Source organism: Pseudomonas sp. NFACC10-1, assembly GCF_900119195.1.
Classification (GTDB): Bacteria; Pseudomonadota; Gammaproteobacteria; order Pseudomonadales; family Pseudomonadaceae; genus Aquipseudomonas; species Aquipseudomonas cerasi.
This window is the reverse complement of the sequence record NZ_FPJB01000003.1, coordinates 623,605-646,381: the sequence shown is the minus strand read 5'-3', so window position 1 is coordinate 646,381 and position 22,777 is coordinate 623,605. Positions and strand designations below refer to the sequence as shown.

23 protein-coding genes, 1 tRNA gene and 3 pseudogenes are annotated in these 22,777 nt (G+C 56.7%); 4 read left to right on the top strand and 23 right to left on the bottom strand.

The features are described from left to right. Nucleotides 1-5: 5 nt before the first annotated feature. The 3 genes from BT119_RS11670 to BT119_RS11660 all read right to left on the bottom strand — a co-directional run bounded on the left by BT119_RS11670 (nt 6) and on the right by BT119_RS11660 (nt 2,353). Nucleotides 6-1,331, bottom strand: a complete 1,326-nt coding sequence (locus BT119_RS11670; protein WP_072365726.1) for a hypothetical protein — start codon at nt 1,329-1,331, stop codon at nt 6-8. 119 nt (nt 1,332-1,450) lie between these two features. Then, nucleotides 1,451-2,032, bottom strand: a complete 582-nt coding sequence (locus BT119_RS11665; RefSeq protein ID WP_003368249.1) for a DedA family protein — start codon at nt 2,030-2,032, stop codon at nt 1,451-1,453. A gap of 54 nt (nt 2,033-2,086) precedes the next feature. Beyond that, nucleotides 2,087-2,353: a cupin domain-containing protein gene (locus BT119_RS11660; RefSeq protein WP_003351897.1), complete on the bottom strand. Its 267-nt coding sequence runs from the start codon at nt 2,351-2,353 to the stop codon at nt 2,087-2,089. Nucleotides 2,354-2,407: 54 nt separating this feature from the next. Between BT119_RS11660 and BT119_RS27815 the strand changes: the two are divergent. Further along, nucleotides 2,408-2,544 (top strand): annotated as a pseudogene (locus tag BT119_RS27815) (TIGR03756 family integrating conjugative element protein); the annotation flags it as partial. A 167-nt stretch (nt 2,545-2,711) separates the two neighbouring features. Further along, nucleotides 2,712-2,804 (top strand): annotated as a pseudogene (locus BT119_RS26780) (twitching motility protein PilT); the annotation flags it as partial. A 355-nt stretch (nt 2,805-3,159) separates the two neighbouring features. Here the strand turns inward: BT119_RS26780 and BT119_RS11650 are convergent. Further along, the gene (locus BT119_RS11650; protein WP_072365722.1) at nt 3,160-5,244 is read right to left on the bottom strand and encodes a calcium-binding protein; all 2,085 of its coding nucleotides are present in this window, start codon (nt 5,242-5,244) and stop codon (nt 3,160-3,162) included. A 205-nt stretch (nt 5,245-5,449) separates the two neighbouring features. On the opposite strand from BT119_RS11650, the pseudogene BT119_RS11640 reads away from it, so the two are divergent. Next, nucleotides 5,450-6,600, top strand: a pseudogene (locus BT119_RS11640) (IS3 family transposase). Between the two features lie 330 nt (nt 6,601-6,930). Here BT119_RS11640 and BT119_RS11635 read toward each other — a convergent pair. The 17 genes from BT119_RS11635 to BT119_RS11555 form a co-directional block, all read right to left on the bottom strand. Next, a tRNA-Lys gene (locus BT119_RS11635) sits at nt 6,931-7,006 on the bottom strand. Nucleotides 7,007-7,070: 64 nt separating this feature from the next. Continuing rightward, the gene (gene queC, locus BT119_RS11630) at nt 7,071-7,760 is read right to left on the bottom strand and encodes a 7-cyano-7-deazaguanine synthase QueC (protein WP_003364714.1); all 690 of its coding nucleotides are present in this window, start codon (nt 7,758-7,760) and stop codon (nt 7,071-7,073) included. 1 nt (nt 7,761) lies between these two features. Further along, on the bottom strand, nt 7,762-8,409 hold the full coding sequence (queE, locus tag BT119_RS11625) for a 7-carboxy-7-deazaguanine synthase QueE (protein WP_003390957.1): 648 nt from the start codon (nt 8,407-8,409) through the stop codon (nt 7,762-7,764). A 171-nt stretch (nt 8,410-8,580) separates the two neighbouring features. Beyond that, nucleotides 8,581-9,399, bottom strand: a complete 819-nt coding sequence (gene ybgF, locus BT119_RS11620) for a tol-pal system protein YbgF (RefSeq protein ID WP_072365720.1) — start codon at nt 9,397-9,399, stop codon at nt 8,581-8,583. A gap of 6 nt (nt 9,400-9,405) precedes the next feature. Beyond that, nucleotides 9,406-9,909 (bottom strand): peptidoglycan-associated lipoprotein Pal, encoded by a 504-nt coding sequence (gene pal / locus BT119_RS11615; RefSeq protein ID WP_003314369.1) that lies wholly within the window; start codon nt 9,907-9,909, stop codon nt 9,406-9,408. 52 nt (nt 9,910-9,961) lie between these two features. Next, entirely contained in the window at nt 9,962-11,212 is a 1,251-nt protein-coding gene (tolB, locus tag BT119_RS11610) for a Tol-Pal system beta propeller repeat protein TolB (protein ID WP_210434907.1), read from the bottom strand. Between the two features lie 47 nt (nt 11,213-11,259). Next, nucleotides 11,260-12,330 (bottom strand): cell envelope integrity protein TolA, encoded by a 1,071-nt coding sequence (gene tolA / locus BT119_RS11605; RefSeq protein ID WP_003364724.1) that lies wholly within the window; start codon nt 12,328-12,330, stop codon nt 11,260-11,262. Beyond that, nucleotides 12,330-12,794: a protein TolR gene (gene tolR / locus BT119_RS11600; RefSeq protein ID WP_002554654.1), complete on the bottom strand. Its 465-nt coding sequence runs from the start codon at nt 12,792-12,794 to the stop codon at nt 12,330-12,332. Before tolR ends, tolA begins: the two co-directional genes overlap by 1 nt. A gap of 14 nt (nt 12,795-12,808) precedes the next feature. Continuing rightward, nucleotides 12,809-13,504, bottom strand: a complete 696-nt coding sequence (gene tolQ, locus BT119_RS11595; protein WP_002554655.1) for a protein TolQ — start codon at nt 13,502-13,504, stop codon at nt 12,809-12,811. After that, nucleotides 13,494-13,961 (bottom strand): tol-pal system-associated acyl-CoA thioesterase, encoded by a 468-nt coding sequence (ybgC, locus tag BT119_RS11590; RefSeq protein WP_003314364.1) that lies wholly within the window; start codon nt 13,959-13,961, stop codon nt 13,494-13,496. Before ybgC ends, tolQ begins: the two co-directional genes overlap by 11 nt. Nucleotides 13,962-14,095: 134 nt before the next feature. Then, complete coding sequence (gene ruvB, locus BT119_RS11585) at nt 14,096-15,157, bottom strand: Holliday junction branch migration DNA helicase RuvB (RefSeq protein ID WP_003433316.1); 1,062 nt, start codon at nt 15,155-15,157, stop codon at nt 14,096-14,098. After that, nucleotides 15,158-15,766, bottom strand: coding sequence for a Holliday junction branch migration protein RuvA (ruvA, locus tag BT119_RS11580; protein ID WP_003364731.1), 609 nt, complete (start codon nt 15,764-15,766; stop codon nt 15,158-15,160). Nucleotides 15,767-15,852: 86 nt separating this feature from the next. Beyond that, on the bottom strand, nt 15,853-16,377 hold the full coding sequence (ruvC, locus tag BT119_RS11575; protein ID WP_003364732.1) for a crossover junction endodeoxyribonuclease RuvC: 525 nt from the start codon (nt 16,375-16,377) through the stop codon (nt 15,853-15,855). 130 nt (nt 16,378-16,507) lie between these two features. Further along, nucleotides 16,508-17,254: a YebC/PmpR family DNA-binding transcriptional regulator gene (locus BT119_RS11570; protein ID WP_003364734.1), complete on the bottom strand. Its 747-nt coding sequence runs from the start codon at nt 17,252-17,254 to the stop codon at nt 16,508-16,510. Nucleotides 17,255-17,371: 117 nt separating this feature from the next. Further along, nucleotides 17,372-19,147: an aspartate--tRNA ligase gene (gene aspS / locus BT119_RS11565; protein WP_002554661.1), complete on the bottom strand. Its 1,776-nt coding sequence runs from the start codon at nt 19,145-19,147 to the stop codon at nt 17,372-17,374. Between the two features lie 292 nt (nt 19,148-19,439). Further along, a complete protein-coding gene (locus tag BT119_RS11560; RefSeq protein ID WP_072365718.1) occupies nt 19,440-19,784 on the bottom strand; it encodes a ribbon-helix-helix domain-containing protein in 345 nt (114 codons plus the stop codon). Between the two features lie 322 nt (nt 19,785-20,106). Beyond that, nucleotides 20,107-20,580, bottom strand: coding sequence for a Dps family protein (locus BT119_RS11555; protein ID WP_003314356.1), 474 nt, complete (start codon nt 20,578-20,580; stop codon nt 20,107-20,109). Between the two features lie 469 nt (nt 20,581-21,049). Between BT119_RS11555 and BT119_RS27635 the strand changes: the two genes are divergently transcribed. Continuing rightward, nucleotides 21,050-21,658: a cold-shock protein gene (locus tag BT119_RS27635; RefSeq protein WP_003364739.1), complete on the top strand. Its 609-nt coding sequence runs from the start codon at nt 21,050-21,052 to the stop codon at nt 21,656-21,658. 64 nt (nt 21,659-21,722) lie between these two features. Here the strand turns inward: BT119_RS27635 and BT119_RS11540 are convergent, their stop codons facing one another. Both BT119_RS11540 and BT119_RS11535 read right to left on the bottom strand, forming a co-directional pair. Then, entirely contained in the window at nt 21,723-21,929 is a 207-nt protein-coding gene (locus BT119_RS11540) for a SlyX family protein (RefSeq protein WP_003364741.1), read from the bottom strand. 2 nt (nt 21,930-21,931) lie between these two features. Next, entirely contained in the window at nt 21,932-22,357 is a 426-nt protein-coding gene (locus BT119_RS11535) for an HIT family protein (RefSeq protein ID WP_003433318.1), read from the bottom strand. Between the last annotated feature and the right edge of the window lie 420 nt (nt 22,358-22,777).

The following is a 22,777-nucleotide window of genomic DNA, read 5'->3' as shown; positions in this document are numbered from 1 at the left end:
CGTTCTCAAACGTTGCTCCAGCCACTTAAATCGCCAGCCCGCAGTCGAGAATTGATCTCCTGCAACTGATGCAAAGGAAGTGCTCCCAGAGGCTTCCCCTTTGCCTGCTCGGCCACTTGAGCTGCCAGGTTTTGCCGAAATGCCTGTATTTGTTGCGCGTCCAGATACTGAGCTTTTTCGCTTTTTTGGCCTTTAACACGCACGACTATGTCGGTAGGCAATTCAAAGCCCTTGACCGCGCACCCCAGGCACAATGTGGCGAAATCACCCAGGCTACGCACCTCCACTTCTTTCAGCTTCCCACCATTCTCCGGACTTCCGGCAAGTGGGTGCTCGGTATCCTGATAAGAGTGCTGCGTGGTTTTCGAGCGTAATTTGATTTCATGCGTAGACAGGTTGTTGATTTTCTCGAAACCGAACACCAGTGGAACAATGGCTCCCTTGTTCAACAAACCCAGGTAAGGGGCCTTGCCATTTTCCAGAGAACGCTGCAGTTCACTCGCCGCCTGATGATAAAAGCGATTCAGCTCTTCACCCTGTAACTTCTTTACCTGCCCATCGACTCTCAACTCAATCGAGCCAGGTAACTTCAGTGAGTCCAGATGCTCGCCCAGTGGGGCATTGATGAATGGGAGTCCGCCTAATTTATTGATGTACCCGCCATGCAGTAAACGTTGCAGCCACGCAGCACCTTCGATATGCAGCGTCTCTGGGCTGCTCACTTCGATCGATGGCGCGAGTTCATTGGTGGAGAGCGATCTGCCGTTGTCCAGCGCATGCAGGATCACTTGCGCCATTCGGTGTTGCTGAGCGCGCGAGTAAGCATTGCTGGGATGCATCCCCTCACCTTTCGCATAGATTCTGGGCTTGCTGCGCAAGTCTGCACGAGTGGTTTCAGCGCTCGCACTCTCCCGCGTTCGATCAGAGAAAAACACCTTGCCTTCAAGAGACTGGGTTCCACCCTTTGCATCATTGACACCGCCCCTGAGCGCTCCCGACTGCAGGATTTCCAGCCCCCAGGGCGTTCCGTGCAGAGCCTCGGGCTTGGTATAGCCCAGTGGCGCAGTCGGGTTGAGTGACTGCAGTAATGCCATGCGCAGACTGGAACGGCTGCGCTCGTCGATATCACGCATAGTGTCGAGGACGTCCAGAGGCGAGTGCCCTTGTGCATCCAGTTTATTGGCGCGCGCGCCCTCATTGCGCAGCTGCGCTACGGCCTTGCTGTCGCGACTGACCACTGCAGCATGCAGCGCAGTGCCAGGCGATGGCGCTTGAGTTGCAGGCGAATGAGCGGGCGGGATGAAAGACGGAGAATTACGAATGGGGTTCATGGCGGGTCTCATGGCCTAAAACCCCTTGGTGGACCCGACGCAGACAGCGGTTCCAATACAGACAGGTCTCTGTCCGTCACTGAAGGGCGTCTTGCCGTTACGCCGACTCCACCGCCACCTCAATCATGCGTTGCCTTGGATCGGCGACGCATATACCGCACCAACGCCGCGAGAGTCACCAGTGCTACCACCGAAAGGAAGATTGGCAGGCGATACGGCTTCAGGTCACCAAGTAAATGCTGTAACGCCTCTCCGGCCCAATAGCCGGCGCAGACGAACAGGGTTGCCCAGACTGCCGCACTCAGCACATTGATAAGCGCGAAACGCCAAGGCGACAGGCCACTTGCACCTATTACCATGGGCCCCACCAGGCGCATGCCGTAGAGAAAGCGAACAGCGAATACCGAGGTCGTGGGGTAGCGCTGGATGAGCCCCTCGACCCGCCTAATGGCAGACTGGTGACGCTTGAGTCTGGGCAGCAGGCGCTCCCCGGAATAACGTCCGGTCCAGAATAACAACTGATCGCCGAGCATACCGCCCAACGTGGCCAAGCCGATTACTTGCAGCAATTGCAAAGTGCCCTGATGCGCAGCGATACCGCCAAGGATCAACACTGTTTCACCTTCCAACAGGCAGCCCAGGAAGATGACCCAATAGCCGTAGGCGGCGATCAGCGCGTTGAGGTCGAGATGTTCGAACATGGTCTTTCCTGTACGTCTGACATCACTTGAATCCAGGCTGAAAGGCCAGCGTCGTCACTTTCTTCCCACGAGGTACCGTACGCCATGCTCACCAAACACTTCCGAATGGGGCTCGTTACATTCCAGGTGAAAAATATCTCCTGAGTTGTAGGTGAAATCACCATCAGATTTATGGATGACGAGGCTACCGTGCAGAACCAGCGCCATCGCCTCAAAGTTGTGGGCATGCGAGTTCAGCGTTCCAAACGCTTCGCGCTCAACTTCAACAACGGTTCCAAACCCTTCGGCAGCCAGCAGTTGCAAAAAAGCCTCTTTTTCCATTTTTCACTTTTCCTGAATCTTTTGGATGGAGTAGCGAACCTGATCGACGGCTGGAATGGCGGCGCCGGGACAACTAATCACAGCGTTATAGATCACTTTGAGGGAGCAACATTCAATAAGTTTGCCAGCGCTTCCGGCCCTGCCTGCCGAGCACATTGGAGACCATCGCCTGGTGGCAGGGAGTTCCCGAAAAGCGCACACGCAAGCCCCGACTTCCGCTGGTGAAAGGCCGGTGGTCTGACAATCAAGGGGGCATGTGACCGCTTACCGACTCAGTTGCCTAGGCTCGCTTCGTATCCGGCTCGTTGAGGCACTGACTAATGACATCTCTTACGACGATGAATCTGAGGTCGAGGATCGGCTACCCGATGCCTTCGGCCAGGATGTGTTCGTACTGCGCAGATCAAATGCGCAGGTGCGTCAGTTCGACCAGTTGGGATTTCCGGAAGACACCTGCAGCACGCCAACTGCCGTAAAGCGCGCTTTCTCCAAGCTGATCGCGCTTTTGAGGATCCATACTGGCTGCGCATCCTGTCAGCGACAACATAATCAGAAAGGATGAGCTGAAAGAAAATCGAGATCTCATAAATGGGATCCGTGATTTTGGTGAATGCGAATATCGAATCCTCGTGCTGAGCAACCCTTGGATCGACATCAGGCCGTGGCGGGCATTAGAACGACTTTTATGAGTTCGTGGAGTGGCTGTTGTCCAGAATAGCGTCGCCCTGGATAACGGCAGCCAGCAAGCCCAAAGGCGCGCCAGCCACCCTCACCACTGCTCAGAACCCCATCAATGTTCTGCCCAGCTACACCATATCTGGTGATTGGGTGAACGCGCTAGCCACACCCACCATCGACACCTGCGCGGTTGGCGCAAAGATCATATCGTTGTTGCCCAGATCCTGGGTCCAGTCGTCGGTGAGGGCAATCTCAAACCGATGGCCCTGAGCGTCAGGTTCCACATCCTTGAGGTAGGTGCGGTCCAGATCCGCATTATAGGCCATCTTCAGTGTAGTGCCGGTACCGTCACCGAACCCTGTGTAACCCAGCGCCGACACATCTATCTTGTCGTTGTTGTTTGCGAACCGGACAATCAGGTCCACGAAACTCTGGCTGTCCGTGCGGTAGCTGTCAGTGGCTGCCGTGTAGCGGAATACGTCAGCGTCATTGATGCCATTACGGCCAGAGACCGAAAGGTTCGGGTCGTCGCCGCCGATCAGCAAGTCGGCGCCCGCGCCTCCGATGATCACATCCGAGCCTCTGCCGCCGTCGATACGGTCGTTGCCGGCCAGGCCATAGATGACTTCCGACATTGCGCTTCCCGTGATTACGTCCTTGCCAGCCGTTCCTTCGACGGTGGGGGCCGTGAACACCAGGTTGGTGCTGTTAAACTGCCCCGTCAGGTTGCCTTCGAACGCCAGTTCGAAGCGCTGTCCGTTGGCGTCGGCATCGAAGCTTTTCAGGTATGTGCGCGTGCCCTCAGCGTTGGCCTGGATGGCCAGCGTGCCGTTATGGCCATCGCCAATGCCGGTAAAGCCCAACGAAATCAGATCGACACGGTCCTGAGAGGCGTCGAAGTCCAGAATCCGGTCGCTGCCTGTTTCGGTAGCGGTACGGTAGCTGTCGCTGATCTGGGTGAAGCAGAAAATATCTGAGCCCGTCCCGCCTGCCAGCACGTCACGGCCACCCGCGCCTTGCAGCACATCGTCTCCGCCCAGGCCACGGATAATCTCGGCTGTGTCGTTGCCAATCAGGTGGTTGGCCTGGCTGGATCCGTCCACGTGGTATTGGCCGTCCTGGCTGCCGAAGGTGGTGTCCAAGCTGCCATCGGCGTTCAGTCGGGTGATCACGTCGCCGGCGATAAGGATTTTGCCATCCGGCTGAACGATTGCCGAGTGGGCATAGTTCTTCGCGCCTTGGGGCACCTGGATCGTCAGCTTGCCATCGTCACTAAAGGAGGTGTCGAACGAGCCATCCGCATTCAGCCGCAGTACGTTGAAGGCGTTATTGTCGTTACTCTCGCCGGCCACGATGATCTTGCCATCGGCTTGCACGGTTATCGCAGCCCGGTAGTCCAGCCCCAGCGCAGTATCAAAATACACCACACCGTCCACACCGAACGCGGTATCCAGGTTGCCGTCGGTTGCAAGTCGCTGAACGGCATAAACCGGACCGCCCGGGTCGTGGGGGCCGTCGGCGCCCACATACAGCCAACTGCCGAGCAATAAGCTGCCGTCGGTCTGCACAACGGTGGCGATATTACCGGTGCCGTAATGCCCCGTCGGGTTGAGGAGAAGTGCGCCGTTGGCACCGAAATCCTCGACCGGCGCCCCGGTGCTGTCCAGCTTGAACACGATCGCTTGGGACGTGCCGCGAAGGCTGACGTACACCGAGCCATCTGCTGTGGCGTAAATAGCCATTCCATCAGCGCCGATCGGTACATCAAGGCCAGCCGCGCCGCCTTTGCCGAAAGTGGTGTCCAGAGTGCCATCTACGTTGAAGCGTTCTACCTTCAAACCGCCAAGCCCTGGCTGTGCTGATAGCACTTTACCGTCGGCCTGCACCGCCATTACGTAGTAAGCATAATCTTCCGGGTCCAGGTTGCCGGGCACGAGGGCAATTCCCTCTTGGCCGAAGCTGTTGTCCAGGCTGCCGTCAGCGTTGAGGCGCACCGCCGTGTAGCTGCCGCGCGTACCATAGCTTTCATCGCCCGTCGAGCCAGGATAGCCAATGGCAGTCTGGAAGCTTTCGCCACCGACAAGGATTTTGCCGTCAGGCTGAAGGATGATGCTCCAGTTTGAATCGCCACCCGAGGATGGGTCGACCTGCACTGTTCCCGGGCCTGTTCGCACGGTGTAGTTGATGGTGGCCTTGCTATCGATTGACGCCATGACATTGTCCTTTAGGCATGGAACCCGAACGGATTGGGAAGGGGCTTGCACGGATCCTGTGGATCTGACCTTGGCAAGATGAATAAATGCGAACGGTTTAAGCTTTGCCGACAATCGCAGTGCGAGCATCGCTCAGTGCATATTGAATCGCCCCGGGTTTCGTAGACACCTCCATGCCTTAAACTGAGGCCAATCAGGAGGTGCCATGAGCAACCCACGTTATCCCGAAGAATTCAAAATCCAAGCGGTCAATCAAGTGACCGAAAAGAAGCTGCCTGTCGCTGATGTGGCGGCGCGTCTTGGCGTGTCGCCGCATAGCCTCTATGCCTGGATAAAGCGCTACAGCAAACCTCAGGTAGAACGGCAGCAAGACGATGATCAGCACGCTGAACTGCGTCGTCTGCGAGCGGAACTCAAGCGGGTCACTGAAGAGCGAGACATCTTAAAAAAGGCCGCCGCGTACTTTGCCAAGGAGTGCGGCCGAAGTACGCCTTTATCAAGCAGCGCGCGGGCGACTACTCCATTCGACGGCTTTGCCTGACGCTGAAAGTCCATCCCAGTGGTTATTACGCTTGGTTGTCTGAGTCGCAATCTGCAAGCGCTAAAGACGACCAGCGATTGCTGGGTTTGATCAAGCACTCGTAGCTGGAGAGCGGCGGAGTTTATGGTTATCGCAAAATCCATGAAGACCTGCGCGAGGTCGGTGAAGATTGTGGTCGGCATCGTGTGGCGAGGTTGATGCGTCTTGAAGGTCTGCGCCCTCAGACAGGGTATCGACGTCGCCCTGGAAAGTACGGCGGTAAGCCAGCGGTCGCCTCACCCAAATTACTGAAGCGCGAGTTCGATGTCGTGGAACCCAACAAGGTTTGGGTCACCGACATCACCTACATTCGTACGTATGAAGGCTGGCTGTATTTGGCGGTGGTGCTGGATCTGTTTTCTCGTCAGGTCGTTGGCTGGTCAATGAAGTCGCAGATGACCAGTGATTTGGCCATTGATGCGTTATTGATGGCGGTTTGGAGGCGAAAACCGAAACAAGAGGTGATGGTTCACTCCGACCAGGGCAGCCAGTACAGCAGCTCCGATTGGGGCAGTTTTTTGAAGGCAAACAATTTGGTTGCCAGCATGAGCCGCCGAGGCAATTGTCATGACAACGCCGTGGCTGAGAGCTTTTTCCAGCTTCTGAAACGGGAACGAATCAAGCGGAAAATCTACACCTCACGGCAAGATGCTCGTAGTGATGTGTTCGATTACATCGAGATGTTCTACAGCCCAAAACGCCGCCATGGTTTCAACAATCAGCTGTCACCGGTAGAGTTCGAAAAACGTTACGCAATGAGCTTGCAAGGTGTCTAGAAAATCCGGGGCGATTCACTCCGTTATGGCCTACATACAAGGAGAGTCCCGTTGCCAGACCAGCCTGTTCCCGGTCTCGCTGGAGGAACTGATCCCTGAAGATAACCTCGTACGGGTTATCGACCTGTATGTCGCCAAGCTCGATCTGGGCCAGCTCGGCTTTGAGAAAGCTCAGCCTAAGGCCACTGGGCGCCCTGCTTACGACCCCGCCGATCAGCTGAAATGCCGTGACGGAAGCCCAATCAGCTACCCCACCTCAGGCCGGATAATCTGCAAGGCAAAAAAAAACCTGGAAATCCGCATTTTCATGGGCCTTCCAGATTTTCGAAATGGTGGGTCGTGTGGGATTCGAACCTACGACCAATTGGTTAAAAGCCAACTGCTCTACCAACTGAGCTAACGACCCTCTGTTGTGTGGCGCGTATATTACTGATTTTTATGAGTAATTCAACACCTTTTTTTAAAAAACTTTAAAAATAGCGAGTCGGGTCTGCGATACCGGCGGCGGTAAAGCCCTCTGCGCGCAAACGGCAGCTGTCGCATTTGCCACAGGCACGACCCTGGTCGTCAGCCTGGTAGCAGGAAACCGTCAGCGAGTAATCGACTCCCAACGCAGTGCCTGCCTTGACGATGTCCGACTTGCTCAGATTCTGCAGCGGCGCCCTGATGGTGAAGCCCTGCCCTTCCACACCGGCCTTGGTAGCCAGATTGGCCATGCGCTCGAATGACTCGACAAACTCGGGACGGCAATCCGGATAACCCGAATAATCCACGGCATTGACGCCAATGAAGATATCCCGCGCGCCCAGGACCTCTGCCCAGCCCAGGGCGAGCGACAGGAAGACGGTGTTGCGTGCCGGTACGTAGGTGACCGGAATGCCTTCAGAAGGCGACTCAGGCACGGCAATCGAGCTGTCGGTCAATGCCGAGCCACCTATACCGTTGAGGTTCAGGCCGATGACCTTGTGCTCCACGGCACCGAGATCACCGGCAACGCGTGCAGCGGCATCCAGCTCGGCGCGATGACGCTGGCCGTAATCGAAGCTCATGGTGTAACAGGTGTAACCCTCGGCGCGTGCCATGGCTACGACGGTCGCAGAGTCCAAACCACCAGACAGGAGGATCACGGCTCTTTTTTCAGTCTTGGTCAATTCACTCATATCAGCGCCCCGGCTCGTCATCCCAAAGAATTTTATGCAACTGCATCTGCAGGCGTACCGGCAGGTTATCAGCCACGATCCAGTCCGCCAGATCACGGCCCTTGAGCTCGTGGTGGCTGGCCGAGAACAGAACTTCGCCCGCACGACGATCAAGACCGTACTGAATCAGCTTGGAAACGGCCCAGTCATAATCCTCGCGCGAACAGATCACGAATTTAACTTGATCATTGGCCGTCAGCAGTTCCATGTTCTCGTAGCGATTACGCGAGACTTCTTTTGACCCTGGGGTCTTGAGGTCTACTACGCGACTGACACGAGGGTCCACCGCCGAGATATCCAGGGCACCACTGGTCTCCAGAGACACTTCATAGCCTGCATCGCAAAGACGCTTCAGCAACGGAATGGCATTGGGCTGGGCGAGAGGTTCGCCACCGGTGACGCAGACATAACGAGGGCGATAGGAGGCCACTTGTCCAAGGATGTCGTCCAGCGTCTGAATAGTGCCGCCACTGAACGCGTAGGCACTGTCGCAGTACTGACAGCGCAACGGGCAGCCGGTAAGGCGTACGAATACGGTGGGCAGGCCAGCCGTACGGGTTTCACCCTGCAACGAGTGAAAGATTTCGGTGATGCGTAATGTGTCTTGCATATCAGCCACGGGCGTAACAGCTAAACAGGCCGTCCGCCTCCGTCAGGCACTTCAAGGGACTCGGCAATCGCGGAATCCAGAAAAGCGTAAGGTGTACCGGAATTTCGGGTGCGAGATTCTAACGAAAAAAGCCGCGACTAGCGCGGCTTTCTTGATCAGCGGGTCAGGACATCAAAGGCGCTGGAGATCCCGTTGCGCCAATTGTGCAGCTGAAGTGCCCGGATACTGGGCAACGACCTGCTGCAATATGCCTTTTACCTTATCGGTGTGACCCAGACGGCGTTCGACATCAGCCAGCTTGTAGAGCGAATCAGGCACCTTGGCATGCTTCGGATACTGCTGACTGACTTTGGCGAACGCCTGACCAGCGCCCTGAAGGTCGCCTTTGGCCAGATTTACTTCACCCAGCCAGTATTGGGCGTTGCCCGCATACGAGCTGTTGGGGTATTTGCGCAGGAAAGCGGTGAAGGCCTGACTGGCCTTGTCGAAATCCTTTGCCTTGATCAAATCGAAAGCTGCTTCGTAATAAAGCTTTTCCTTCGCCGGATCAGGAGGCTCGGTGCCTGCTGCCGGTGCCTGCTGAGCCGCTGAGGCCAAAGGCGTCCCGCCGGCGTCGATAGCGCCACCAGCAGGTTGGGAATTATTGGTAGCCGGAGCGGCTGCGCCACTGGCTATACGTTGATCGAGTTCCTGATAACGCTCCAGAGCTTCCTGCTTCATGCGCTGGATATCATTTTGCTGGACCTCGACAACACCGCGCAAACGCGCGATTTCGTCCTGCATTTGCTGCAGCTGCATGAACAGCTGACCTTGTGCCGAGGCAGGGGCCGTAACCCCTCCCCCGGCATAGGCGCCGGACGTGCCATAACCCGCTGGCGGATAACTGCTGCTGCCAGAGCCAGAATTGTTATCGACCACAGGTGCCGCACCCAACGCTGAAAGCGGAAGGGCGAGGGCCAAAACGGTTAGAGCACGTCGGCACGTTCGCATGTCAAATTACTTACGCAGTTCGACGCGACGGTTTTGAGCCCAGGACTGCTCGTCGTTGCCGGTAGCAACTGGACGCTCTTCGCCGTAGGAAACCAGTTCCAGCTGAGCTGGGGAAACACCTTGCAGTACCAGGTAGCGCTGAACGGCTTTCGCACGACGCTCGCCCAGTGCCATGTTGTACTCGCGAGTACCACGTTCGTCGGTGTTGCCTTCCAGAACAACGCGAGCGCCGTTAGCTTTCAGGTCTTTGGCGTGCACGTCCAGGGAGCGCATGGCTTCTGGCTTCAGGTCCGAACTGTCGTATTCGAAGTAGAAGGTGGTGATTGCGCGCAGAGCAGCTTCTTCGCTCAGGGAGCCGTCAACAGCACCCGAGTTGGCGCCGTAACCAGCGTTAGGATCAACAGCAGCACCGCCTGCACCGGCATTGTCGCCGCCTTTGGACGAGCAACCTACAGCTACGGCCATGGCCAGAGCCAGCGCAGCAAATTTACCAAACTTCAGCATTTCCATCTTGAAACTCCTAATGAACCCCAGTGTGTTAAGCAAATCGTGTAGCGCCGCGTCAGTTCAGGTAAGGGGACCAGGAAGGTTCTCTGACTTCGCCTTGAGCGGTAGGAAGCGGGAGCCTTACGCGTCCGTTAATGGACACGAGCATCAAGACTCCCCGGCCCTGCTGGCGGGTGGCGTAGATTACCATGGTGCCGTTGGGCGCAACAGTAGGCGACTCATCAAGGTTGCTATCTGTGAGGATTTTTACGCTACCGCGGGCCAAATCCTGCACTGCCACCTTGAAATTAGTGAAGCCGTCCTGCCGGTGAATCATTACCAGCGTCTTTTCATCGGCTGACAATTTCGGGTTGGCGTTGTAGTTACCCACGAACGTCACGCGTTCGGCACCGCCGCCATTGATATTGGTCTTGTAGATCTGTGGCTTGCCGCCACGGTCCGACGTGAAGTATAGCGTAGACCCGTCCTTACCGAAGAAAGGTTCAGTATCAATCGAAGAATCGTTGGTGACGCGGCTCAATTGACGCGACGCCAGATTGATTACATAGATCTCCGGGTTGCCGTCCTTGGACAGCACGAACGCCAGCTTGCTGCCATCCGGCGACCAGGCAGGCGCACCGTTCAGGCCTTCGAAGTTGGTGATCTGTTCGCGACGACCGGTATCGATGTGCTGAACAAAGATGCGTGGACGCTTCTGTTCGAACGAGACATAGGCAATACGCTTGCCGTCCGGCGCGAAACGCGGCGACAGGATTGGCTCACGGGATTGCAACAGGGTTACCGCACGAGCACCGTCGTAATCCGAACGCTGCAGGGTGTAACGCGTGTTGTTTTCCGAGAAGCGTTCGGCCGTCACGTAGAGCATACGAGTGGAAAACGCACCCTTGATACCGGTGAGCTTCTCGAACGACTGGTCGGCAATGTAATGCGCCATGTCACGCAGCTGGTCATTGGTACCCGATACGTTGCCGGTCAGTACCTGCTGCTCGGTAGCGACGTTGAACAGTGCGTACTGGATCTGCAGACGTCCGCCGGCAGGCGTGATGTTGCCGACCATGACGTACTGGGCACCCAGCGCTTTCCAGTCACGGAAAATGACTTCGCTGGCCTGGGTCGGCAAGCTGATCATGTTCTGCTTCGGGATCGGCGCGTAGTAGCCGGAGTTGCGCAGATCGTTGCTTATGATTTCGGCCATGTCTTCAGGCAGAACGTTACCGCCCTGCCATCCGAAAGGCACAACAGCGATGGGCGCTGCACGGTCACTGCCGCTGGTGACCAGAATGTTCTTTTCTTCTGCCGACACCATTGCGGATGCGAAACAGAGAACGACCAGCAGTCCTCGAAAAAGGTTGATCACAAGGCTAGATCTCCAGGTGTGAATGTCATCTTGAATGAACGATAGGGCGCGAAGTCAGCCGGCTTCAGACCCTGCATTTCTGTCAAACGTCCAATGTTCTTCACCGCAGCAACCGCAGAGCTGTCAAACGGTCCGTCACCACTGGATTTGGCAATCGATACAGAGGCAATCGTACCGTCGGGCAACATCCCGATCTGCAACGTTACCGACATGTTGTTACGTGCCGATGGTGGACGACTCCAGCCTTCGGAAGCCCTGACACGAATCAGGTCATCGAAACTGCCAGCCGTTTCATCGCCTCGCTCGTCAGCCAAAGCCTGTTGCCGCTCCGGTTTGTCGGAGAGCAAATCGGCCAATGCCTGCGCCTTCTTGTCTTCAGCGGATTTACGGGCTGCTTCCTGCGCCTTCTTGGCGGAATCGGCAGCGGCTTTTTTCTTCGCGTCCTCGGCAGCCTTTTTCTTGGCGTCTTCTGCGGCCTTTTTCTTGGCCTCATCAGCAGCCTGTTTCTTGGCTTCCTCGGCAGCAGCTTTCTTGGCGTCTTCTTCGGCTTTTTTCTTCGCCTCTTCTTCGGCCTTTTTCTTGGCTATATCAGCCTGCTGCTTCTCTTCAAGCTTTTTGGCGTCGGCAACCTTCTTGGCTTCATCGGCTTTCTTGGCATCGTCAGCCTTTTTGGCCTCCTCTGCTTTCTGTTCGGCCTTTTTGGCTTCGTCGGCAGCTTTCTGCTCTTCGGCTTTTTGAGCAGCCTCTTCTTTCTTTTGTTCCGCAGCTTTTACAGCTTCCTGTTTTTGCTGCTCGATCTTTTTCTGCTCCAGCTGTTCGACTTCGGTTTGTCGCGCAGCGGTTTTCTTCGCCTCACCGGCAATCTTCTGGTTGGTCTGGGTAGTGGCCTGGCTCTTGGACTTGAGCTGATAGAGCGTTGCCTGAACGATAGGCTTGGCTTCGGGCAGATCCGGAGTCATGGCAAAGCTGACGAACAGCATGCCAAAGATCAGAATATGCAATGCCACGGCCCAGACACTGGGCCAGAAGTAGCTTTCCGAGGCGGACGGCTCTCGAATCGGCTGCATCAGGGTGCCTCGGTAATCAAGCCAACGTTCCCGACCCCAGCCTTCTGCAGCCCGCCCATCGTGCCCATGACCGAGCCGTAATCGACGGTCTTGTCACCACGAATGAAAACCTGCGTCTGCTTGCCTGCATCACGACCGGCAGCGACGATCTTGGTCACTGCGGCAGTCAGCTGTGGCAGGGTCATTGCCTTGTCCATCTGCTTGTCGGTATCGACTTCGCTGCCAAGGTTCCAGTAATAGGTCTTGTCAGCCTTGATCGAAATGGTCAGGACCTGATTGTTGTTGTCTTGCGGCAAAGCCTCGCTGGAGACCTTGGGCAAGTCGACTTTCACGCCCTGGTTGATCATGGGAGCCGTCACCATGAAAATCACGAGCAACACCAGCATCACGTCGATGTAGGGCACTACGTTCATTTCGGCGACCGGCTTGCGTTTTCTGCGACGATCTCGAGCGATTAAAGCCATGGGGAATTACCTGCTCACTCTTCGCTGGTGTGCACTTTACGGTGCAGGATGGCCTGGAACTCGTCAGCGAACGTGTAGTAACGGCTGATCAAGGTCTCACTGCGCGCAGCGAAACGGTTATAGGCAATAACGGCCGGAATGGCTGCAAACAGGCCGATGGCCGTTGCAATCAGTGCTTCGGCAATGCCCGGTGCCACGGTCGCCAGCGTTGCCTGCTGCGCCGTCGCCAGACCGCGGAAGGAGTTCATGATCCCCCAGACAGTACCGAACAGACCGACATAAGGGCTGGTAGAACCCACGGTCGCCAGATATGGCAGACCCGCTTCGAGCTTCTCTTCCTCGCGGGAGATGGCAACACGCATGGCGCGCGCCACACCTTCCATGACCGCATCAGGATCGACGCCGGACTGCTGACGCAGGCGCGAAAACTCCTTGAAACCGGCACGGAAGATCTGCTCGACGCCCGAGTCCGGATCGGGATTGCTGCCCGCCTGACGGTACAGTTTGGACAGATCGATACCCGACCAGAAACGCTCTTCAAAGCTGTCCAGTGCACGTCGGCCTGCGCGCAGCATGTTGCTGCGCTGAAAAATCACGATCCACGAAGTGACCGAAGCAGCTACCAGAATCAGCATTACCAACTGAACAACAATGCTGGCATTGCTGACCAAACTCCACATGGAGGAATGGTCGACGACGTTAGCTTCCACGCTTTATCTCCTGCTCTGAATGTATGCCCGCGCCGCCCTGGTCGGCAAAGGCCGCTCGCAGAGCTTCGGGAATGGCCCGGGGTTTAAAACTATCGGCGCGTACACACGCCACCAGGAACTGCCCTTCACAGAGCAGCGTTGCATCCGACGCCCGCCTGATCTGCTGTTTAAAGCGCAGGCTGACGCGATTCAATTCGGTTACTTCCGCACTGACGAGCAACTCGTCATCCAGCCGCGCCGGCTTGTGATAACGAGCCTCACTGGAGTGCACGACAAATAAAAGGTTTTCCTGCGCCAGTTCGGATTGGGCAAAGCCCAATTCCCGTAGCCGCTCGGTACGAGCCCGCTCCATGAATTTCAGATAATTGACGTAGTAGACGATGCCGCCGGCATCGGTGTCCTCGTAATAAACGCGACAGCGATGTGCGAACGACTGAACCCCGTTTTGCGCGCGCATACTCTAGAGCTTACTCCTCAGGTTGCCAATCGGGTCAGGCAACTGTTTTTCAACCTTTTGCCACTTAGTTACAGGTATCGGCGGCAGGACTGGCAATGTGACCACAGAGACCGCAAATAAATTGCAAGCCATCGCTATAAATCCACAGGCTCGTCGCCAAAATCGTCCGGCACTGGTATCTCCCCCATCCTCGACGGGATGTTCAGGCCGAAATGCAGATACGCATGCCGGGTGACCACACGCCCGCGAGGTGTGCGCATGATATAGCCTTGCTGGATCAAATAGGGCTCGAGTACGTCTTCGATGGTATGACGCTCCTCGCTGATGGCCGCTGCCAGGCTGTCGATACCCACCGGACCACCGTCGAACTTTTCGATCATGGTCAGCAGCAAACGCCGGTCCTGATGATCGAAGCCGTGCTCGTCGACGTCCAGCAGATTGAGGGCCTTGTCGGCTGTCTGCCGGGTAATCTGCCCGTTGCCACGAACTTCGGCAAAATCCCGCACCCGACGCAACAGGCGGTTGGCGATACGCGGCGTGCCACGGGCGCGCCTGGCGATCTCGAAAGCGCCCTGCGGTTCGATGACCAGCCCCAGAATGCCTGCCGAGCGCGAGACAATCGTCGAAAGATCGGCGATGTTGTAAAACTCGAGTCGCTGCACAATGCCGAAGCGATCGCGCAACGGGTTGGTCAACATGCCGGCGCGAGTGGTCGCGCCGACCAGCGTGAACGGCGGCAGATCAAGTTTGATCGAACGCGCTGCCGGGCCTTCACCGATCATGATGTCGAGCTGGAAGTCTTCCATTGCCGGGTACAGCACTTCCTCGACGATCGGCGACAGACGATGGATCTCGTCGATGAACAGTACGTCATTGGGTTCGAGATTGGTCAGGATCGCTGCCAGATCGCCAGGCCGTTCGAGGACCGGGCCGGACGTGCTCTTGATCGACACGCCCATTTCCTGAGCGATGATGTTGGCGAGCGTGGTCTTGCCCAGGCCGGGCGGACCGAAGATCAGCGTGTGATCCAGCGCTTCGCTGCGACCACGGGCAGCCTGGATGAACAACTCCATCTGCTCGCGTACGGTCGGCTGGCCGATGTAGTCCGCGAGGCTCAGTGGCCGAATCGCGCGGTCCATCTGTTCATCACGATCACGGCCACCAGTGGCGGTTATCAGGCGGTCGGCGTCTATCACTTAACCCATCCCCTTCAACGCACGGCGAATCAGATCCGCACTGCTCAAATCTTTTTCCTTGATGGCGGAGACGGCCTTGCTCGCCTCCTGAGGTTTGTAGCCCAGCGAAATCAGTGCGCTGACCGCATCGGACTCTGCCGACGCGACAGGCTCGGCCTGGTTGGGGCCATTGGAAACCAGCGTAAAGGTGCCTGGCAAGGACTCCCAGGCCTTGAAACGGTCCTTGAGCTCGACCAGCAGCCGCTCGGCGGTCTTCTTGCCCACACCGGGGATACGCGTCAGCGCTGATGTGTCCTGCGCCTGCACGCAACGCACCAGCTCATCGACTTCCAGACCGGACATCAGCGCCAGTGCCAGCTTGGGTCCGACGCCATTGAGCCGGATCAGCTCACGAAACAGCTCGCGTTCGCGCTTTTCGTAGAAGCCGTACAAAAGGTGCGCGTCCTCGCGGACCACCAGGTGGGTGTGCAAAGTCACCGTTTCGCCAACATGCGGCAGCCGGTACAGGGTGGTCATCGGCACTTCCACCTCATAGCCGACACCGTTGACATCCAGCACCAGATGCGGAGGCTGCTTTTCGGCGAGAGAGCCGCGTAAACGTCCAATCACGTTTCAGATCCTTTCGTGTTGCCTGTCGCTCGCGCGAAGAAGTTGAACACCGTCATCATAGAAAATAGGCGGACACATAATGCCAGTCAGAGCCGCAAGCGGCCGCCGCGACTGCGCGCAGTGCCCAACCCGTGAGGAATCAGACTGGAGCGCGTATGCGCGTGGCACAGCGCGATGGCAAGGGCATCGGACGCATCGATTTGCGGTTTCTGGGTCAGCTTGAGCAGGTGCATGACCATCATCATCACCTGTTCTTTATTGGCACCGCCGGTTCCTGCAACGGCCTGCTTGACCTGGGTTGCGGTGTATTCGGCAATTTCCAGCGCTTCTTCGGCACCCGCCACGATGGCCGCGCCCCTGGCCTGCCCCAGCTTCAATGCCGAATCGGCGTTACGCGCCATGAACACCTTTTCGATACCCATCGTCACCGGTCCGTAGGTCTTGATGACCTCCCGCACACCGCGATAAACGATCTGCAAACGCTCGTGCAGCTCGCCGCTGCCAGTGCGGATACAGCCCGACGCGACATAGACACAGCCGCGCCCGGTGTCGCGTACCACACCATAGCCGGTAATTCGCGAACCGGGATCGATACCAAGAATAAGAGTCATAACGCCTGCAGCTTGAGGAGGTCACGCAAAACAATAGGTGCAGCATAAAGGCAGAAGCCGGGGGCCGATAGCTGCGTGTTGCTCACAGCTTCGTTCCCCCGGCTTCCGACCTGGTGTTACCGGTGAGCGATCAGCCCAGCTGCTCCATCACTTCGTCCGGGATTTCCGCGTTTGAATAGACGTTCTGCACGTCATCCAGGTCTTCGAGCATATCAATCAGCTTGAGCACCTTTTCAGCGGTTTCCAGATCAAGCACGGCGCTGGTGGTCGGCAGCATGACGATTTCTGCATCTGCCGCCTTGAAGCCCGTAGCCTCCAATGCGTTACGCACCGCGTAAAACCCGGAGAACGATGTGAACACATCGATCGAGCCGTCTTCGTTGGTCACGACATCGTCTGCATCGGCCTCCATGGCAGCCTCGATCAGCGAATCCTCATCGACACCGGCAGCGAAGGATATCTGGCCCTTGCGATCGAACAGGTAGGCAACAGAGCCGTCGGTGCCGAGATTGCCGCCGCATTTGGTAAATGCGTGGCGCACAGCCGCCGCGGTACGGTTGCGGTTGTCGGTCATGGTTTCGACCATTATCGCTACGCCGCCCGGACCGTAGCCCTCGTAACCCAGCTCCTCGACATCATCACCGTCGGATGCCCCTACCCCTCGCGCCACCGCACGATCAATGGTGTCACGGGTCATGTTCGCACCAAGCGCCTTGTCCAGCGCCAGACGCAGACGCGGGTTGGAACCAGGGTCACCGCCGCCCTGACGTGCAGCAACGGTCAGCTCACGGATCCACTTGGTGAAAATCTTGCCTTTTTTGGCATCCTGACGCTCTTTGCGGTGCTTGATGTTCGCCCACTTAGAATGACCTGCCATTTTTCGCTCCAGATTCTTTTTGAAACACCTTCACCTTTCGCCCCGAACAGCCCGGGCAAAAAGCTTCACTCAATAAGGGCAGATACAGGGCGTATCGACGATACGCCCTGCCCGGCATCACTCGGCCTTCGGCTGCTCGCGCAGACGGATGTGCAGCTCGCGCAACGCTTTGGCATCGACAACGCCAGGCGCCTGGGTCATGACATCGGCCGCGCTCTGGGTTTTCGGGAACGCGATCACTTCGCGAATCGATTGCGCGCCGGTCATCAGCATCACCAGACGGTCCAGACCGAAAGCCAGACCACCGTGCGGTGGCGCGCCGTATTTCAAGGCATCGAGCAGGAAGCCGAACTTCTCCTGCTGCTCGTCTTCGGCAATGCCCAGCAGACGGAAGACCGCCTGTTGCATTTCCTTGCGATGGATACGGATCGAACCGCCGCCCAGCTCGGTGCCGTTGAGCACCATGTCATAGGCACGGGACAGCGCGGTCGCCGGGTTGGCTTCCAGCTCTTCAGGCGTGCACTTGGGTGCGGTGAAGGGGTGGTGCAACGCGGTGAAGCTGCCGTCGTCGTTTTCTTCGAACATCGGGAAGTCAACGACCCACATCGGTGCCCACTCGCAAGTGTGCAGCTTGAGGTCATTACCGATCTTGATACGCAGCGCGCCAAGGGCCTCGCTGACGATCTTGAACTTGTCCGCACCGAAGAAAACGATGTCGCCATCAACCGCACCAACGCGATCGAGGATGACGTTCAGATTGTCTTCCGGGATGAACTTGACGATCGGCGACTGCAAGCCTTCCGGCCCCTTCGCGCGCTCGTTGACCTTGATGTAGGCCAGCCCCTTGGCACCATAGATGCTGACGAACTTGGTGTAGTCGTCGATCTGGCTGCGCGCCATGCTGGCGGCGCCCGGTACACGCAGTGCGGCAACGCGCCCCTTGGGGTCGTTGGCCGGGCCGCTGAACACCTTGAATTCCACGCCGGTGAGCTGATCGGCAACATCCACCAGTTCCAGCGGGTTACGCAGGTCCGGCTTGTCGGAACCGTAGCGGCGCATGGCCTCTTCGAAAGTCATGTGCGGGAAATCACCGAACTCCAGGTCCAGGACTTCCTTGAACAGCTGACGAACCATCTTCTCGGTCAGACCGATGATGTCCTCTTCATTGAGGAAGCTGGTTTCGATGTCGATCTGGGTGAATTCCGGCTGACGGTCGGCACGCAGGTCCTCGTCGCGGAAGCACTTGGCGATCTGGTAGTAACGGTCGAAGCCGGCCACCATCAGCAGTTGCTTGAACAGCTGAGGCGATTGCGGCAGAGCGAAGAAGCTGCCCGGGTGTGTACGGCTTGGAACCAGATAGTCGCGAGCGCCTTCCGGTGTAGCGCGGGTCAGGATCGGCGTCTCGACGTCGAGGAAACCGTTGTCATCCAGGTAGCGACGGATACTGGTCGTGATGCGCGAACGCAGACGCAGCTTCTCGGCCATCTCCGGACGGCGCAGGTCGATGAAGCGATAACGCAGGCGTGTTTCCTCGCCGACGTCGGAGTACTCATTCAGCGGGAACGGCGGCGTTTCGGACTCGTTCAACACCTCGAGCTCGTAACCCAGAACCTCGATGGCGCCAGACGCCATGTTCGCGTTCACGGCACCTGCCGGACGAGCACGAACCTTGCCCACGACCTTGACCACGTACTCGCTGCGCACACGGTCGGCGGCTGCGAAACTGTCGGCACGATCAGGGTCGAACACGACTTGAGCCATGCCTTCACGGTCGCGGATATCGAGGAAGATAACGCCCCCGTGGTCACGACGACGGTGGACCCATCCGCAAAGGGTAATTTCCTGGCCTTCCAGACTTTCGTTCAGTTGGCCGCAATAATGGCTGCGCATCATGATGGTGTTTTCACTTCTCGTAATTCGAATTCGGTGGCGATTTCGCTCCTGGCTTGCGCTCAGTGGTACAAGGCACCGGCACAAGGCTAAAGCCAGCCCTGGCCCACGCAGAGTCACGCCCGCTAGCAAGACGGAGGATTATATAGAGTTAATTGGCACAGTGCAGCCGAACGACCCCATTAACGACCGGATAAGGTTGTGACCACCCCGCGCAGCCGCGCTGTTCACTCGCGCTGCGGGGGAAAGCGCAGGCACGCCTGAGCGAGCCCGCAGAAATAAGGATAAAACCAAGCTAGACGTGGGAATTTTCCAGGCAGTCGCCCTTCAAAAGATGCGCCACACAGACAACACGAATCAGGCCACTGAAATTCTTTACCCCCCCGTACCGTAAGTGAACCTCCCGATCAATGTAGGACGATACCGCATTAACAGAGCATTCATTGGAACTGGCGATACCTGAAAGAATGTTCCAGTACACGTTCTCAAGACGCAGGCACGTCGCCAGACCGTTAAGCCGAACGGATTTGGAATGTGGCTGCGCCAGCGTCATATTGAAATCCTCGACAAAAGGATCATGGCGTATTTCCACCTCTCGATGTAACAACTTAAGCTCTCGCTCAGCACTTCGTAACACCATAACCGCCACCTTCAAATCATTGAGTTTTAAACACCAAAAGAAATATTCAAAAACAAATAAATGTCCCGATGTATAAAACATGATTGGCGATTTTATAGCCAGAAGCCCCTACACCTTATCACTGTAGGAGATGGCAACAGAAAATAGCGGAATATCGTTTAACCTTGAAGGGACTATGAAGAAAACGAGGAGAACTGCAGCGCAGCGCAGGACATTCGGGCCTTGAGCTGCCCGAGTGATTGCGCAATGAAGGCAGGTGACGAGAGGGAGGAACAGTTGAAGAGCGGGACGAGTGGCACTTGAAGCCACCCGCCCCTGGCCGTTACTTCGATTCAAGCATCGAGCGCAACATCCAGGCCGTTTTCTCATGAACCTGCATGCGTTGTGTCAGCAGGTCAGCTGTCGGCTCATCGCTAACCTTATCCAGAAGAGGAAAGATACTACGAGCAGTACGGACAACAGCCTCTTGACCCTGCACCAGACTTTTGATCATATCTTCAGCACTTGGCACGCCTTCTTCTTCCTTGATGGAAGACAGGCGAGCATACGTCGAATAAGTGCCAGGAGCAGGGAAGCCCAACGCACGAATACGCTCGGCAATAGAGTCAACCGCCAGTGCCAGTTCGTTATACTGTTCTTCAAACATTAAATGCAGCGTGCGAAACATCGGCCCGCTGACATTCCAGTGAAAGTTGTGAGTCTTGAGGTAAAGCACATAAGTATCCGACAGCAGATGCGACAGACCGTCCACGATCGACTTGCGATCCTCTTCACTGATACCAATATCGATTGCCATGTTTCATGCCCTTTTAGTGAGGATTGAAAAGCAGTAAAGACCACTACTCTATCAAGAGAACCCGAACGGCGCAGCTTTCCGTTGGTGCGATGCTGCCAGCTGACAGCGACTCGCACCAATGCCACGGCTGTTCCAACGGGGCCGCAGCGGGCACCCGGCGCGGAAAATCCCCGCCAGCCTGTAAGAATCATCAGCAAAATCCGCCAGAGCCCTCTGTTTCGGCCTCTGCAGAGGCACTAAAGGACAGCGTGATGCCAAGGCAGGACAGGCGCCTGCACCATTATCGATTGCTGATTTGAGTAGGATCAGGCTTTGCTGTTAAATACACGGCGTGTCGCCAACGAGTTGTCATCCAGCGCTGGCACATAGGCCGGCCCAGCGTCCGTGCATCACGCCTCATCTTGTTCAGAAGCGTACCGGGCGTTACCAGCTATTTCTTGTAATCCTTCTTGCATGTGAGCTTTTTAAAATGTTGAAAATCGTCCACCTGGTAACGGGAGCAGCAGCCCTGTTGCTCTCTTTCATACCCAGCCTGCGTAGTGAAGCGGCATCTCTCTACCTGCAAAATCCTGACGCGATCTGCCTGGCTTTCCTAGGGCTGCTTAACCTGATACTCGCTCCGGTCATTCCTTACTGGAATCGAGGCCCGCGTCATAATCTGCAAAATCTGGTCAGTGCACTGCTTGTCATTGCGGTAATCGTACAAACGCTAACCTTGCTTGTTCCTCTACCAGGCATCGCAGGCCAACCCGCCATTCTGGTGAGCCTGGCTATCGCCATCGTAGCCGTCGCCCTGCACCTGGGTGTCAGCTTTTACAGGTCTTACACCCCTTCGTCCGCGCCGCAAAGCCACGACATGGGAAATCGTGATACCGGCACCGTAAAGTGGTTCAACACGTCCAAGGGTTTCGGCTTCATCTCCCGGGATTCCGGCGACGATATTTTTGTGCATTTTCGCGCCATTCGCGGTGAGGGTCATCGCGTACTGGTCGAAGGGCAACGCGTCGAATTTTCCGTGATGAACCGCGACAAAGGCCTGCAGGCCGAAGATGTCATTGCAGCCCTGCCCCGCCGCTAATTGTTTCAAGCAATAAAAAACCGCGACCTCCTGACGGAAGTCGCGGTTTTTTTATGCCAGCCGATCAATAGTGAGGTGGCGGAGCATCTTCCTCGAAGGTCTCGAACTGGCTACCCATTTCCTCCTGACGCTTGAGCATCGCCGCCATCTGCAGTTGCAGATGATCCAATTCGCGCCGCTGCTTTACCAGCACGTCATTGAGTGCCTGGATCGTATCGTCCTGAAAGGCCATACGGCTTTCAAGCTCCATGACTCGCTCTTCAAGGCTCATGATTACTCCTCCTCAAATCGGAAATCATTTGTCAGTACCGGCTTCAACTGCCGACGGATTGCCGAGAGCTGTTCGTCGGTATAAGCGATGGCAGCATGCTTGCCCCACACGGGCGCAGGCCAGGCGGCATCGTCACGTTTGCGCACGATGACGTGCATATGCAGCTGGCTCACTACGTTGCCCAAGGCGGCAACATTGATTTTATCCGCATCGAAGAGCTCGTTCAGCACCTTGGCCAGCGCACTCGTCTCCTGCCACAACTGCATCTGGTCTGCTGCACTCAGCTGAAAGACTTCGGTGATGTCTGCGCGGCGCGGCACCAGAATGAACCAGGGGTAGTGGCTGTCGTTGGAGAGCAGTAACCGGCATAGCGGAAAGTCGCCAATCGGCAAGGTGTCTTGTTGAAGACGGGAATCCAGAACGAACACGATAAAAAGCTCCTGATTGCCAGGTGAATGCACCTGCCCTGTCGGTAACAGGGTGCTGCGATAGGCAGTCAGGATACTAGGCTTCGCGTAAGGCTTCACCTGCGCACCAGAATGCATCCACTGCAACAGTCGCCGCACCGATTTGACGCCACTGACTGACGGCGGATCCCGCTGAAAACAGCCTCACCTTGAGCCACCGCCTTACAATTGCCTACCTCGCGTACATGAAAATGAAACATTCATTGCCTCACCATGACCGCCACCCATAGCAATGCTCCAGGTTCAGGCGAACCCGATGGGGAATGCACCAAAATCACACACTGCTGTTGCGTCAGCAACACGGTGGATTCGTTTTCTACTCAATGTAAGCCTATAACGGTAACGTTTTTGGGCGAGAGGGGCAGAAGCCAGCCTTGGCGG